Genomic DNA, 15527 nt, shown 5'->3' with positions numbered 1-15527 from the left:
CTGATAACGGTAATTCATATTTTTTGCTCAAAAAACATGGCAAAAAAATTAGAATTTACGCCTTAATAAAATACAACAACGAAAAATACGATATTAATACAGCAAATTTACATCGATTATTTGTAGAGCCCGACTTTGATTGACAACAGCAAGCAAAAATAAATTATGTTATATTTATCCTTATAATTCAAAATTTAGATTTTTCTCAATCTATATTTATTTGGCCTTAAATAGGTGACAAATTTTCAATAGAAAAATGATGAAACCCAAAATAAACCCCGATATTGAAGCCATGCTTTTGCCCATTTGCTATTTAGAGCATTTAGGTAATTCAGGCCCCGAATTTCGCCGTGCGGTAGAATTATTGCCAATGTTTAATAAATATGAATACTTTTGGGCGAAAATCACCGAGATGAAACAAATGATGGGCTATGCTGTGATTTTACCTGAATATAAATTTTCAAAATTGTTAAGTAAACTTGAATACCAAATGTTATCCTCCAAAGCAATTGAAGATATTAATGAAAGGTATTTAAAAATTCCAAACAATAAATTAACATCTGAAGATAAAACTTCTATACTTTATGGATTGGATACGTTTTATTCTAAAGTGGAATTTAGTCTGATCCCATTTTACAATCATTATCGTGCAACCAAACACGATAGAATAGCCTATTCTGGTTTATCTGTTTTGTATTTTATGACTTTAATGGTTAACCTAATGGACACAATAAAAGGGGAAATGAAAAATACTGAAGAAAAAATTAATGCAATAACTGAAGAGCTAAAAAAAGTTGGTATCGACACTGAAGGTGACGACACACAACACAAACAAGACGCAATAAATAAAATCGACAATGAAATTTCAGAGAAGCAACTTGATTTGTTAATGCACCATTTCAGAGTTGAACCAGAAAATAAACAAGAATTATTTAGTAGTCAGATGTTTTCCGGATTTTCACTTTCTAACGTTTTTGAAGATAATCTGGATTTGGATAATAAATCTTTGGAATCCAATTATATACGTCTTATTCATGAACAAGTAGAAAAAACTTTTACCGAACTGTCCGAGCATCGTCAGGCAACGTTAACCGGGTTTATCGCTCTTCATTTTGATGTTATAAAAGAGGCTGATTATTTGAGAACAAGTAACAACTACACATCTCTTCCTACCTTTTTGAGAGACCGTGTCAAGGGAGTTCTTAAATCAACTAAGGGAAAATCAAAATAGAAAAAACAGATTCTCCCCTAGGGGAAATTACGAAATAAGTTAATCGAATTACCTTAGATTATTTCCTTTACTTATCCTTTTTTTATATCGTCCTTTATGACTCAAATTAATTACAATGAGTCAAATATTTACATCACTTACCAAAGATGAGTTTCAGGAGATGCTCCAGAAATCAGTCAACCTTGCCCTTAATAAAGAGGCAAAAGAAAAAAGCACCGTAAACGCTCACGAAGAGTTTCTAACAGTTGATGAAGCATGTAAACTCCTTCGTATTTCCAAACCAACATTATATAAGCGAATGGAGGAAGGCAAGATACAATCTTCTCAAATGGGAACATCGAGTCGTTCAAGAAGATTGTTTAATAAACTTGAATTGCTTCAATCCATTAAAGCAGGAGCGCATTCTTACTTCACAAACGAGATGTAATGAAATCAGGGAGTGTTTTTCCCACGAACTGCCCAGATCCTGAGAAACCCTTGCGTTTCAAAGATTTTTGTTTTTCCGACGAGGGGAGCAGAATGGTTTGTTATTTGAAAATAAATTTATTTTGTTAATATTATTTTCTATAACTTTATCTATCAATACTCAGTTTATATTGATCATTCTATTTTTATACTTTTTTTCCATGGAGAAGATTTAAATTTGGATTGATCTAATTAAACTATTTGGTGTAGAGGGATTAACAGGATGTCAGCTGAAGGAAGTTTCGATAAATTTAAAATATTTACTAATGTATCAAAAATATGGAACCTATGTTTTTAGTTTCGGTAAGTATAAAAATCTTTCCGTTAACGATGTGTATTTTGGAATTGGTGGCCAAACACAAGACCTCATACCATATATAATAAGTTACAGGTTAAAATTATTAGAAAAGAGCAAATATAGAATCACGAACAACTGGACTACGTTTAGCAATATAGAATGTAAGTTTTTTGCAAATAATCAAGTTACAATAGAATATTCATCAACACCACCTAAATTACCGTTACCAGTATTTATTGAATTTGCAAACATCTTTACATTTAACAATATAGAAAATTTTTTCAAAGATACCTATAAAGCAAATAATTTGATTTTAGAGGAGTCGAATATTGCTAAGCCAAACTACTTATTCGCTCATCCAGAATACATAAATTGGTGCATTAAAACTATTAGTCATTTTGCTTTAGATGAAGGTCAAATTAAAGAATTTGAATCACGTCCTATAAATAGAATTACTCACTTACAATTCTACATTATGAAAAACGGATTGATTCAATATACTTTTAAATTCAAAAATATATTAAATACAATCCCTTCAGAACTAAAAGATTTAAATAATGAAACAATTCTTAGAATTAGAAATGAGGACAACGTTGAAAGTCAAAATGCAATTATTGAGGAGGAGGAAATGGAAAATAAGTCAAATTTTTACTTTTCAAATGATTGCTCACTATGTGGAAGCAGTAACGGGTGTATGTTATCGGATCCACAGGGATGCCCGAGAAGTAGGTTTTAATTATTAATACACAAAAGTAATAATTTTGATCATATTTTTTTGGGGTAAATTAAAGCATGTTTGCCTCCACTTCCACATTTCGTATCATAACCATTTTTATCTTCCAAAGTATAAAACCACCGCACTGTCTAAAAGTTCAAAACTTTGAATTCTGAAACCACTTATTAATTATACTATTCTTCCTATTAAATCCGTGTAAACTCGAATGCAATTCTTTTTTCCAAGCAATTAAATATAAATACGTGTTAACATGTTTTCGCCAAACGATTGTACACGGCAAATTTGAATTAATACGAATTTACTTGTTTTAATTACTACTTCACTCGTTAACCAAAGTAAGATTTAGTAAATAAATATAAATAAACTCATATATACACTGTATACAGAAAAAATTATTATATTTTTATCCAATGGAAGAAAAAACAAGGATTAAAAAATGCAGGGAATGCAGTCTTGAATTTTACGGTCGTTTGAATCAATATTTCTGCTCTGTAAAATGCAGGTTTGATTTCAACAACTCCAATGCACGAAATAACAGGGAAGATATCAAAAGCATTTTGAAAATATTAATGCGAAACCGCGAAATCCTTAAAGCCATTTTTGAGACCGGAACCACCGAAATTTCAAAAACTGACTTGCAAGCCAAAAGATACAATTTTACCTACCTAACCCATCAACTTAAGTCTGAGGATAGTAAAAACTACATTTTCTGCTTTGAGTATGGGTTTTCAATTTTAAATGACACTTTAAAAATTACGAAATATGATGGAATCTTTTAGTCCGATAGACCTTACTAATTTAACCTCTAACGATTTATCATCCGCAAGAACTTCCAATAGAAATCAAACCTTAATTGGTCTTTTACTTGCAGTCCTTGTGCTATTTGGGATAGCCCTACTCCTATCTTACTTGAATAATCAAAATAGCAAAACCAAGCCAACAATCACTCAAACTCCAAAAAATATCGAAACAGTTCCTTATTAATTTTTAAAACTTAGTCATTTAAAAATAAAAGGTAGTTTTGTTAAGAATAACGCACCTGAGTAATTAACCAATTTACTTTGATTCTACTTTCACCCAGAACGAAGTGTTTAAATTAAATAAAATCAATGAAAACAATAGATTTTTATGGCCCATATCATTTTAATGATATAGACCCAAAAACAGGAGAAATTATAAATAACTCTAGTAATATTCCAAACCCAAACTTACCAGGTATTTATATATGGGGATTTATGTATTCATATAACAATTTTGGATTAGCAGCTCCAATAAATAACAAAAATGTTATGCCACAATATAATAAAGGCTCAATGCAATTTATTCCATATTATGTAGGCATACGGAAATCAAGAATATTTAGTAGAATTAAAGAACATAATGAAATAGGAAATATAAATAAACCAAATTCAAGCGCCCATAAATTTACGCGATTATCACCTAATTATATGACTAAATTTTTAATGATGTCGATTTTCCCTATGTCGGAAATTCCAAAATTCGGGTAGGAGAGTTAATTAAATTAATTAAGAAAAAGCCCAATTCAATAACGTATTACAATAATAGAGAGGTGTTACATCAAATATATCCAAACCTTCAAGTAATTGCTTTGGGGAGGAATCAACCCATAACCTTACAAAAAATAAATAACACTTGTATTCCAGATACTTTATCAGACCTGGTAATCGCCATGAATAACTTTTGGTTTTGCTATTCTCCCATTACAGATAAAACTATTAAGCTTGAGGAATTTGAGGCTCAGACCTTTTATTCTCTAAAAGGTAAGACAATAAGTATACCAAAAATTAGCTCCTATGATAATTTTAAAAGAGGAATAAATGATTTCACAGGGACAAGAATTTTTAAGGAGGATAAAGTAAATAATAATAGAATTATAGCGAGTTGCAATTTCCCAGGATATTCTTAATAATATGCAATTTAGAAAATATTTTTTTAATAAAATAAATAATGATGGCAAAAGCAAACTATGTAGACAAACCAAAAAGTTAACTTTTGATCTTGTACTACCAAAAGTACTCTTTAATAAAACTACAAAACATAAGTCTATCTATATGGAAGAATTTTCGTAAAATTGAAAGCCTGTCTAAAGTTGAAGGAAACTATAGATATTGTAAATTAAGCACTATAATGTGGATAATTAATAAATTAAAGAGCTGCCTATGTCAAAAAAACCTATGACAACTAAAATTTTAGGCTTCGATTCACTATTTTTGACTTAAATTTGAAAATTTGAGGGTAATTTTGAAATTTGAAATGTAATTTATTTTACCTTATTTTACCACACGAATATATAGAGGCAATATTATATACACATATGACTATAAAAAGGTTCAGCCACAAGGGTTTGATAGAGAACACCAACTCAACTAATAGTTGGGAAAGATTCATTTAAGAGCGCTGTTCAAGAAAGGATAGAATTAGGTGAAATAATATTAACCAGACAAAACAATACTAGAGAACAAGTTGAGCAAAGTAAGCGAGATTTTTCAAATTGGGATGATTATAATTATGAACTTTTAAAACAATCATTTAATAATGAAAATAATGAATACAAAAATTCTTATAACAAGGTAAATTTTTATTATGAACACAGGAATAAGACTGAGCCATTTATATTAAAAGAAAAACTTGAGGCTAAATTAAATAATCTAAAACAATTAATCGCTAAAGTTGATTTAATGAAGTCCGAAATTCCTGATCAAGTTTCCCCTACAAAAAATAACAATTTATTGAATTTAGACAATTCTAAGGATATATTCATTGTACATGGACACAATAACGAAGTGAAAATTGATGTTGCACGTCTACTTGAAAAACTTGGCCTAAATCCAATAATACTTCACGAACAAGCAAATGAAGGGAAAACAATTATAGAAAAATTTGAAGCGCATTCAAAGGTTGGATTCGCTATTATACTGCTTACCGATGACGATTTAGGTAAAAATAAAAATGATTTGGATTTAATAATACGAGCTCGACAAAATGTTATATTAGAGATGGGGTATTTTATAGGCAAATTAGGTAGAAACAGAGTTTGTCCACTATATATAACAGGTGTAGAATTACCAAGCGACTTATATGGACTTCTGTATGTTGAAATTGACAATCAAGAAAATTGGAAATTTAAACTTGTAAAAGAACTTAAAGCAGCAGGATATGATATTGATACAAATAGAATATTGTAAGATAAATACTAGAAAAATTCGTTTTATTGGTAGTTAATATTTAAGCTAATATTATAACTATGAAAATGACTATCCTTAAGCTTTTATAATAATTATTTCATTTATTTATAACCAAAATGCCGTTATATGGAAAATATCACAAAAAACACTTCAAAAAATTCAATTTTAATAATAATTGCTATTGGAATATGGGCAATTTTCCTACAAAATGCTGGAATCATTCCAACAAATCAAAATGTTAAAGTTGTAAATACTGTTGATGTAGATGGCTCAGTTAGTGTTTCTGATGGGTCAATAAATGTATCTGGTGAAATAGATGCAAATATTAATAACACAGTAGATATAAATATTTCAGAAATAAATGGTCATGAAAATGCATTTTATGACCATGGATACAATGGTGTTTATGACAGATTGCCTGTTTATACTGGCAATTAATATTTTTAGCTATCTCAAACAATCCTTAATACTATTTTAGTAATTGATAATTTGCAAGGGTCTAATTAAGGTATATTTCATTTTAAATTTTCCATAAATATATTATTTTTATCCCATGACCTTTACTCAGCTCCTAACCAAATACCGCAAATATTCATTCTCCGAACACGATAAAGGCACACGGTTCGAGCGGCTTATGCAGGCTTACCTTCAAACGGAGCCAAAATATCAGTATAAGTTTAAGAATGTGTGGATGTGGAATGATTTTTTTGCAAAAAACGACTTTGGGGGACAAGATACAGGGATTGATCTGGTTGCACTTACTCAGGAAGGGGACTTTTGGGCAATTCAATGTAAATGTTTTGCTGAGGATGCCGTTATAAATAAACCCTCTGTGGATTCGTTTCTTGCCACTTCAAGCCGGGAGTTTAAAAACGAGGATTTAAAAACTACCCGGTTTACTAATTGCCTTTGGATAGATACTACGGGCAAAAAATGGGGTTCCAATGCAGAGGAAGCAATAAGAAACCAAATTCCGCCTGTTACCAGATTAAATTTAAATGATTTAAAGGAAGCTAAGGTTGATTGGGAAAAATTAGAGAAAGGTATTCATGGTGAATCTGCGCGATCTAAGAAAAAAGATGTGTTTCCACATATTTATGAAGTAAGAACTGCTACTCATGAATATTTTTTAACACATGACCGTGGTAAATTAATTATGGCATGTGGAACCGGAAAAACAATTGCTTCACTGAAAATTGCAGAAAATGAAACGAATAAAAAAGGATTAGTACTTTTTTTGGTTCCATCTATTGCTTTGCTTGGACAAACATTAAGGGAATGGAGTAACGAAGCGGATGAGCCAATTAATGCTATTTGTATTTGTTCTGACTCGGAAGTTAGCCAAAGTCGGAAAAAAAATGATGATTCTGACGGATTTAGCATTGTGGATCTAGCGTTACCTGCTTCCACAAATATGAAAGATATCGTGCAACAATTTCACAGGATCAAAACAAAGGGAAATGCCGGAATGACAGTTGTCTTTTCTACATATCAATCAATTGAGGTTATTTCGAAAGCTCAGAAAGAATTAATAAAAACACAAAATAATTTTGGCGAATTTGATTTAATTATTTGTGACGAAGCACACAGAACAACAGGTGTAACCATTGCTGATGAAGAAGAATCTGCATTTGTTAAAGTACATGACAATAATTTTATAAAAGCGAAAAAACGCTTGTATATGACCGCTACTCCGCGTTTATATAACGATGAAGTTAAAAGCAAAGCCGCACAGGCAGAAGCAATTTTATGCTCTATGGATGATGTGAATTTATACGGTGAAGAAATTTATCGTATTGGATTTGGAGAAGCTGTTGAACGTGGATTACTGACCGATTATAAAGTATTGATCTTAACATTAAGTGATCAAGATGTTCCTCCGGCAGTGCAAAAAATGATAGCTGATAAAGAAAGCGAAATAAATTCCGATGATGCTTCAAAATTAATTGGATGTATTAATGCACTATCAAAACAAATTTTAGGTGATGAAGGAATTATAAAATCAACTGACCCTAATCCTATGCGAAGAGCTGTGGCGTTTTGTCAGAGTATTAAAATCTCAGGAAAAATTACTTCAACTTTCAATTTAGCTACAAGTGCATATATAAATTCATTACCAACTGAAAAGATGGAACAAATGGTTTCTGTTGCTTCCAAACATGTTGATGGAACAATGTCTGCACCGGAACGCGATAATTTATTAGGTTGGCTGAAAGAAGATACTGAAAATAATGAATGCCGTGTGCTTACCAATGTAAGGTGTTTAAGTGAAGGGGTAGATGTTCCTTCCTTGGATGCAGTAATGTTTTTATCAGCCCGCAATTCACAGGTTGATGTGGTTCAGTCTGTTGGAAGAGTGATGCGCAAATCTCCGGGGAAAAAATATGGATATATCATTATTCCGGTTGTGGTTCCATCAACAGTTGAAGCAGATAAAGCTCTTGATTCTAATGAACGATATAAAGTAGTTTGGACAGTCTTAAATGCGCTGCGTGCACATGATGACAGATTTAATGCAATTGTAAATAAAATTGAACTGAACAAAAGTCGACCGGAACAAATTTTGGTTGGTCGTCCCGAATATACATTTGAGGACGGAACGCCTGTTCCTTTTGATCCAGAATTAGCTACGGGAACATCAAAAGATATAAGTCAGCAAATGGCATTGCAATTCGAACAATTGCAGAATGTAGTTTATGCCCGAATGGTAAATAAAGTTGGCGACAGATTATATTGGGAGCAATGGGCTAAAAAGTGTTGCAGAAATTGCGCAACGCCATGTTGAACGTATTAACAGATTAATTAAAGAAACGCCAAAATATGATAAAGAATTTAATCGCTTTCTTGGCGGACTTCGAAAAATATTAACCCGAATATTAATCAAGATGAAGCTATTGAAATGTTGTCTCAGCATATCATAACTGCTCAGGTTTTTGAAGCCTTGTTTGAAAAATATTCCTTTGTAAAAAATAACCCGATCTCCATTGCAATGGAAAAAATGCTAAAGCTACTAGATGACCAAGCATTGGATAAAGACACAGAATCCCTTTCAAAATTTTACGCAAGTGTCCGCAAGCGTGTAGAAGGAATTGACAATTCGGAAGGCAAACAAAAGATAATATTGGAATTATACGAAAAATATTTTAAAACCGCAATGCCAAAAATGGTGGAGAAATTAGGTATTGTTTATACCCCAGTAGAAGTTGTTGATTTTATTATCCACTCAGTAAATGATGTTTTAAAAAAGGAATTTAACCGTAGTCTTACCGATGAAAATATTCACATACTTGATCCATTTACAGGAACAGGAACATTTATTTCAAGATTATTCCAAAGTGGATTAATTGAGAAGAAAGATTTATACCGCAAATACCACAAAGAAATTCATGCTAATGAAATTGTCTTATTGGCATACTACATTGCGGCTGTAAATATTGAAAATGCTTTTCACGATGCATTAGGTGAAAAGGAATATACGTCCTTTGATGGAATTTGTCTGACGGATACTTTTCAATTAGGGGAGAGTGAAGGGGATGATAAATTATTTAGTGAAATGTTTCCACAAAATTCGGAGAGAGTGGCATCTCAGAAAAAAACTCCACTTAGAGTAATTATTGGAAACCCACCATATTCTGTTGGTCAGAAATCCACTAATGACAATTCTCAAAATCAAGTTTATACGCAACTCCATTCTCGGATTGCTAAAACATACGCTGCAGAAACAGTCGCTACAAACAAAAACTCTTTATATAATTCGTATATAAAAGCATTCCGTTGGGCTACTGATAGATTAGATAAAGAACAGGGTGGTATAATTGCCTTTATTACAAATTCAGGTTGGTTAGATACCAATGCTACTGATGGGTTTAGAAAGGTTATCCAAAAAGAATTTTCTAATATTTATGTAGCAGATTTACGGGGATCAATTAGAGGTAGATCTGGAGATTCGGCGAAACAAGAGGGCCAAAATATATTTGACATTGTAACCGGAGTTGCAATCACAATTCTAATAAAAAAACCAAAGCACACAGGAATTGCCACAATAAATTACTTTGACATTGGCGATTATTTAAATCGCAAAGAAAAACTTCATAAAATAAAGAAGTATAAATCTATAAAGAATATTGATATAAATTGGAAGTTATTAGCGCCGGAACAAAATGGTGATTGGCTCAGTCAACGAAATGCTATTTTTAATACTTATATTTCGATGGGTAACAAAGATGATGCAAAAGAACCTACAATATTTAATCAATTTTACAGTCGAGGGCTCGCCACTGCCCGCGATGCATGGTGCTATAATTCATCCCTAATAATTCTGCAAAAAAATATTAAAAATCTAATCATTTTTTACAATGAACAACGTGTTGCTTACATTAATGAGTTGAGTAAAAATAAAAGTTTACAGCTAGAAGATTTTCTGGATTTTGATTCAACTAAAATCACTTGGAATAGAGGTCTCAAGCAAGACATTGAAAAGAATAAAATTCACAAATTTAATTCCACTAGTTTAAGAAAAGGCCTATATCGACCTTTTTTCAAACAGAATGTTTATTTTGCTCGTGAAATTAATGATATGGTGTATAAAATTCCAAAACTTTTTCCAAACAACACATTGGATAATAGAGTGATTACAATTCCGGGATTGGGAGAAAGAAAAGGATTCGCCTCATTGATTTCAGATAGTATACCTGATTTAAATATGTATGATGGAGGTTGCCAATGCTTTCCACTTTATTACTATGACGTGCATCAGAAACAAAATCCAAGTTTATTTGATAAGTTTGATGATAGTGAATACATCCGAAGAGATGGAATTAGTGATCTAATATTGGAACGAGCGCAAAAATTGTACAGTAAAACAGTAATTAAAGAAGATATCTTTTATTATGTCTATGGTTTTTTACATTCACCTGAATACAAAATAAAGTTCGCTAATGATTTAAAAAAAATGTTACCTCGCATTCCTTTAGTTGAAGAAGTAAAAGATTTCTGGAAATTCAGCAAAGCAGGCAGACAATTAGCAGAATTACACATCAACTATGAAAAAGTGCCTCCGTATGAAGATCTTATCCTAATTGGGGCAGAATATAATAACTTTAAAGTAACAAAAATGCGCTTTCCAAAAAAAGGCCAAAAAGAAACAATTTCATATAATGGTCTTATCACTATTGAAGATATTCCGGAAAAGGCATATCAATACATAGTGAATGGCAAAAGTGCAATAGAATGGATAATGGAGCGTTACCAAGTCACAACCCACAAAGAAAGCGGTATCAAAAACGACCCCAATGATTGGGCAGAAGAGGTTGGAAATCCAAGATATATATTAGATTTGTTGTTGAGTGTTATTAATGTGAGTGTGCAGACGGTGGATATTGTGGAGGGATTGCCGAAGTTAAATTTTGAATAGCTTATTAATTATACTTGTATTTTTGAAAATCAAAGCTATATTTAACGTTTATAAAATAATTTTGTGAGCAGTCGAAGAGGCTGAAGTATGCGTTTTATGGTATGAACGAAAGTTCTGCACTCAACTTGAAAAACTGTTGAGGACAAGGTATTTCTGAAATGCAAGCGATTTCTGGACAATTTTCAGATAAAGCTGCATTCAGCTGGCCAAATAGCATAACAGCTACGAGGCCAACCTTGATGATTATATGTTTCTTTAGGTTCATTATTGAATTTAGATGTAAATATACGATTATTATTTCGTTACCCAGCTTGAGTCGGAGCGGCATTTCGGTGCCGAAACAGCATGCATATTTCGGGAATTGGGAAACTAATTCTAAAAGCAAATAGCTTCGCATTGGGTCTTCGCTGCTCACTTTATTTTTTTCAGTATGGTTATTAAGAAAAATAAAGATTGGTTTAAAATTAAGCGGTATCCACACATTGGATTGCCATTAAATTATAGTGAACGACATATCTGGATTGAAAAATATGTCACAAGTCCAGAAATAATTGCAAAACATGCTTTTTTACCCTTCATCCACAAAACCTCTACAGTTAAAAAATTCAGGAAGGAATATTTACCACACGATGGAAAAATTAATGAAAATAACAAAAAAGAAAATAAATTGCAAAGAATATCCTCTCATAAAACACGAGAACTTTTTTACGCAAACCATTTGGATTCGCTGATTTTTAGTTATTATGCGAAGTTACTTTCTGACCACTATGAAATCAAAATCAAAAGCAATGGCTATAATTTAGATCCGGTCGTGAATGCATATCGTTCAATTCCTGTAAATCCTAAAAATAAAAATAGCTCTAATAAATGCAATATCGATTTCGCTAATGATGTCTTCAAATTTATTCGGAGTTATCCAAAAGATGAATTTGCAGTAATCGCATTTGATATTTCCAGTTTCTTTGACAACTTAAACCATAAGCTTTTAAGAGAAATTTGGGCAGAGGTATTAGGCGTATCACGATTAAGTCCAGATCATTTTAACGTATTCAAAAATATTACAAGATTCAGCCATGTAGATATTGTTGATATTTTTGATGAATTTAAGAATAAAATCTACGTTCGAAAAGTAAATAAATTTGGCGTTCCCCTTGAGATTAAACAAAAGAAAGTTGACAGGATGCGCTTTTTAAGAAATCAGAATGCAATTGCCTTTTGCACTAAAGAAGATTTTTTTAAATTGAAGGGTAAGCTCCTTCAACCTTCTAAAACCAAAAAATTAAAGAATGGCACTGTAATTTACCGTGACTTTGGCATTCCACAAGGCTCACCAATTAGTTCCGTTTTGGCAAATATGTATCTACTACACTTTGATAAGACAATCAATGATTTTATTACGACCCACAATAGTATTTATAAAAGATATTCTGATGATATTGTTGTTGTTTGTCCTTTAAATATAAAAGAGGAATTATTGAAACTCGTATATAAAGAAATTGAAAAATACAAATTGGAAATTCAACCAACTAAAACTCAAATATTTCAATTTAAGAGGGAAAATGGAAAATTAATTTGTGGGCAGGAGTTTAATACAGTTGTAAATTGGAATAAAAATTTTATTTACCTCGGGTTTGAATTTAATGGTGAAAATGTTTTATTAAAGTCAGCAAGTCTATCTGGTTATTACCGTAAAATGAAACGCTCCGTTAGAAAGGCTAAATATTATTCAAAAAGTATTTTTAGTAAGAATAAAGGAATCATTTTTAAAAGAAGATTATACAAAAGATTCTCGTACAAAGGAGCAAAAAGAACTAGAAAATATCTTTGGAATTCAAAGGAAAAAAAATTTGTAAAAAGTGATTCATATAATTGGGGGAACTTTTTATCCTATGCTTTCAAGGCATCCAAAATTATAGGGCACAATAATATTAAAAAACAAACTAAAAGACATTGGAATATTTTAAATAAACTTTTGAATAATTAAATGTCGGCATCTTCAAAGGAAATATTAAATAATGACCAAAAAGAGGCATTTAAGCTAATTAAGTACTTTTTAAATCATCCAGCTGCAAACACATTTATTCTGACAGGTTACGCAGGCACAGGGAAAACATTTTTAATGCAGTATTTAGGTAAATGGTTGGAGGAAAATAATATGAATTTCTGTATGCTTGCTTCAACTGGGAGAGCTGCTGCTGTTTTAAGAGGCAAAACTGGATTTGAAGCTAAAACTGTTCATAGTGAGCTATACCACTTTACTAGAGTTGATGGCGCCGATGAAGAACTTCCACCGGAAGCAACAATTGATAGGTATGGTCAAATGACAATGCAATTCGCCTTAAGAGAACCTGATGAAGAAAAAAAACTATACATAGTTGATGAAGCATCAATGCTGTCCAGCATTCTATCTGACGACTCCTTAGCTAAATTCGGTTCAGGATATCTTTTAATTGATTTTTTTTTAGCAGTTAAAAATAATAAAGTCATTTTTATCGGCGATCCTTTTCAATTACCTCCAGTCGGACAAATTTATAGTCCTGCTTTAGACCGAAATTGGGTAACAGAGCAAAATCGAATAGTAATTCATTATAATCTTCAGCAAATTGAACGAACGAAAAATAGTGATCTTGTTTTTTTCGCATGGGAAATTAGAAACCTGAACTTAATAAATAACCCACCTAAGTTTCCAAAATTACCCGTTTCTAAATTCCATGATATTAAAATACACATTTCTACAAAAGAATTGTTTAATAACTATTTTAAAAAATATAATGAAGTAGGATACAATGGTGCATTAGCAATTGCCCGAAGTAACAAAACAGTTCAAAACCTAAACAGGGCATTTCGGCGAGATTTATATGGGTCATTGGATTTACCACTACAGGTTAATGATATCCTATTAGTAACCCAAAATAACTATAAAGTTCCGCTTACTAATGGAGATTTCGTAGTTGTCACATCCCTTGGAGAAATTCGAATACAGGCTAATTTACATTTCCAAAGTGTAAGGGTTAGAGCAGTTTTATCAGAAACCGACTATGAAATTTTACTTGCCTTGGATGTTTTATATAATAGAACCAATAATTTTACAAAGGAACAGAATAAAGCAATTATGGTAGATTTCAATAGGAGAATGAAAAGTAAGGGTATTAAAGGAAATAGTGATCGATATCGAGAAGAAATGATGAAAGATGATTTCCTAAATTGTTTACGCGCAACTTATGGTTATGCTGTGACGTGTCATAAATCTCAGGGAGGAGAATGGGATAATATATTTTTATTTCTTGAAAAGAGTATGTATGGAATGCGGCAGCCGGAATTATTTCGGTGGTGGTACACTGCGGTGACAAGAACAAAAGTTGAGTTAAATTTGGCTAATGATTGGTGGTTGGTATAACATTATATTTAATAACTAAAATTTAAAAAACAAACAATGAAAGATGAATTCTACAAAATAACTAAGAAACTCGGAGTTGAGCAATTAAAAGATTTTATTCCAAACACTTTGCCTGAGGACATATTCTGTGTTTTAAAAAGAGTGCATCATCAAACAAATCAATCGCAAGCGGGAAATTTATATTCATATTACAAATATGAATTCCTTGACGTAATTGGAAATGGGATTCAATTTACAATCAGGGATACCGTTTTAGTACTTAGTAGTGAAGAGTTTTGGGTAATCAATGGCCTGCCTTTTAATATGCGCATTGATATTAAGGACAGTGAAGGGGTTGTTAAACGATATGATATTCAGGGTTATTCGCATTGGGATTTAATGCATAAATTAATTCATAAAGTTTATTTAGTAGGGAGAACCTTTACATTGGGAGATATTAAAAAAAGTGGACATGCAGGATATGAGTTTTATACCCATTATCTGGAACTTCTTGATAGATTATTAAGGCTAAATCATATAAACGAAGATTTATATCGAAACTTTAAAAACTTTATATTAATAAATTAAATTCAACTTATTCTGTAGTTTTCATATTGCAGAATCCCGGTGGTAATGGACGTAAATTTTATATAGTGATTTTAATATAAAAGATTAAAATTAATAAACTTAATTTTTTTCCCAACTAGTATCCACCGTTTAATGTCCCATGACCCTACGAATTCACAGCGAAGGCGAACATTTTTGAAATTGGTTTGTTAAATCAACCTCAAATAAATATTGC

General features: G+C 31.6%; 11 protein-coding genes and 1 pseudogene. All 12 read left to right on the top strand.

What is annotated here, in order from left to right; translation table 11 throughout:
- Nucleotides 1–256 precede the first annotated feature (256 nt).
- Complete coding sequence (locus IPI65_05735; protein MBK7441027.1) at nt 257–1231, top strand: hypothetical protein; 975 nt, start codon at nt 257–259, stop codon at nt 1229–1231.
- A gap of 115 nt (nt 1232–1346) precedes the next feature.
- Complete coding sequence (locus IPI65_05730) at nt 1347–1658, top strand: excisionase family DNA-binding protein (protein ID MBK7441026.1); 312 nt, start codon at nt 1347–1349, stop codon at nt 1656–1658.
- 304 nt (nt 1659–1962) lie between these two features.
- The gene (locus IPI65_05725; GenBank protein MBK7441025.1) at nt 1963–2730 is read left to right on the top strand and encodes a hypothetical protein; all 768 of its coding nucleotides are present in this window, start codon (nt 1963–1965) and stop codon (nt 2728–2730) included.
- A 410-nt stretch (nt 2731–3140) separates the two neighbouring features.
- Nucleotides 3141–3509: a DUF2116 family Zn-ribbon domain-containing protein gene (locus tag IPI65_05720; GenBank protein ID MBK7441024.1), complete on the top strand. Its 369-nt coding sequence runs from the start codon at nt 3141–3143 to the stop codon at nt 3507–3509.
- 330 nt (nt 3510–3839) lie between these two features.
- Nucleotides 3840–4238, top strand: a complete 399-nt coding sequence (locus IPI65_05715; protein MBK7441023.1) for a hypothetical protein — start codon at nt 3840–3842, stop codon at nt 4236–4238.
- Nucleotides 4239–4300: 62 nt separating this feature from the next.
- Nucleotides 4301–4657, top strand: coding sequence for a hypothetical protein (locus IPI65_05710; GenBank protein MBK7441022.1), 357 nt, complete (start codon nt 4301–4303; stop codon nt 4655–4657).
- A 772-nt stretch (nt 4658–5429) separates the two neighbouring features.
- Nucleotides 5430–5936 (top strand): nucleotide-binding protein, encoded by a 507-nt coding sequence (locus tag IPI65_05705; GenBank protein ID MBK7441021.1) that lies wholly within the window; start codon nt 5430–5432, stop codon nt 5934–5936.
- Between the two features lie 126 nt (nt 5937–6062).
- Entirely contained in the window at nt 6063–6374 is a 312-nt protein-coding gene (locus IPI65_05700) for a hypothetical protein (GenBank protein MBK7441020.1), read from the top strand.
- Nucleotides 6375–6489: 115 nt separating this feature from the next.
- Nucleotides 6490–11349 (top strand): annotated as a pseudogene (locus IPI65_05695) (DEAD/DEAH box helicase).
- Between the two features lie 430 nt (nt 11350–11779).
- Nucleotides 11780–13333 carry an RNA-dependent DNA polymerase gene (locus tag IPI65_05690; GenBank protein ID MBK7441019.1) on the top strand — a complete coding sequence of 518 codons (1554 nt, stop codon included), beginning with the start codon at nt 11780–11782 and terminating at the stop codon, nt 13331–13333.
- Nucleotides 13334–14746 carry an AAA family ATPase gene (locus IPI65_05685; protein MBK7441018.1) on the top strand — a complete coding sequence of 471 codons (1413 nt, stop codon included), beginning with the start codon at nt 13334–13336 and terminating at the stop codon, nt 14744–14746.
- A gap of 36 nt (nt 14747–14782) precedes the next feature.
- Entirely contained in the window at nt 14783–15313 is a 531-nt protein-coding gene (locus IPI65_05680; GenBank protein ID MBK7441017.1) for a hypothetical protein, read from the top strand.
- Nucleotides 15314–15527: the final 214 nt, after the last annotated feature.

The organism is Bacteroidota bacterium, from assembly GCA_016706255.1.
Taxonomy (GTDB): domain Bacteria; phylum Bacteroidota; class Bacteroidia; order Chitinophagales; family BACL12; genus UBA7236.
Note: the sequence above shows the minus strand (reverse complement) of the source record. Positions and strands in the feature narration are given on the sequence as shown.

Excerpts from the sequence above, each read along its gene's own strand:
- IPI65_05725 (MBK7441025.1), top strand. The coding sequence starts at position 1,963 with ATGTATCAAAAATATGGAACCTATGTTTTTAGTTTCGGTAAGTATAAA.
- IPI65_05685 (MBK7441018.1), top strand. The coding sequence starts at position 13,334 with ATGTCGGCATCTTCAAAGGAAATATTAAATAATGACCAAAAAGAGGCA.
- IPI65_05735 (MBK7441027.1), top strand. The coding sequence starts at position 257 with ATGATGAAACCCAAAATAAACCCCGATATTGAAGCCATGCTTTTGCCC.
- IPI65_05700 (MBK7441020.1), top strand. The coding sequence starts at position 6,063 with ATGGAAAATATCACAAAAAACACTTCAAAAAATTCAATTTTAATAATA.
- IPI65_05690 (MBK7441019.1), top strand. The coding sequence starts at position 11,780 with ATGGTTATTAAGAAAAATAAAGATTGGTTTAAAATTAAGCGGTATCCA.
- IPI65_05680 (MBK7441017.1), top strand. The coding sequence starts at position 14,783 with ATGAAAGATGAATTCTACAAAATAACTAAGAAACTCGGAGTTGAGCAA.
- IPI65_05705 (MBK7441021.1), top strand. The coding sequence starts at position 5,430 with ATGAAGTCCGAAATTCCTGATCAAGTTTCCCCTACAAAAAATAACAAT.
- IPI65_05720 (MBK7441024.1), top strand. The coding sequence starts at position 3,141 with ATGGAAGAAAAAACAAGGATTAAAAAATGCAGGGAATGCAGTCTTGAA.
- IPI65_05730 (MBK7441026.1), top strand. The coding sequence starts at position 1,347 with ATGAGTCAAATATTTACATCACTTACCAAAGATGAGTTTCAGGAGATG.
- IPI65_05715 (MBK7441023.1), top strand. The coding sequence starts at position 3,840 with ATGAAAACAATAGATTTTTATGGCCCATATCATTTTAATGATATAGAC.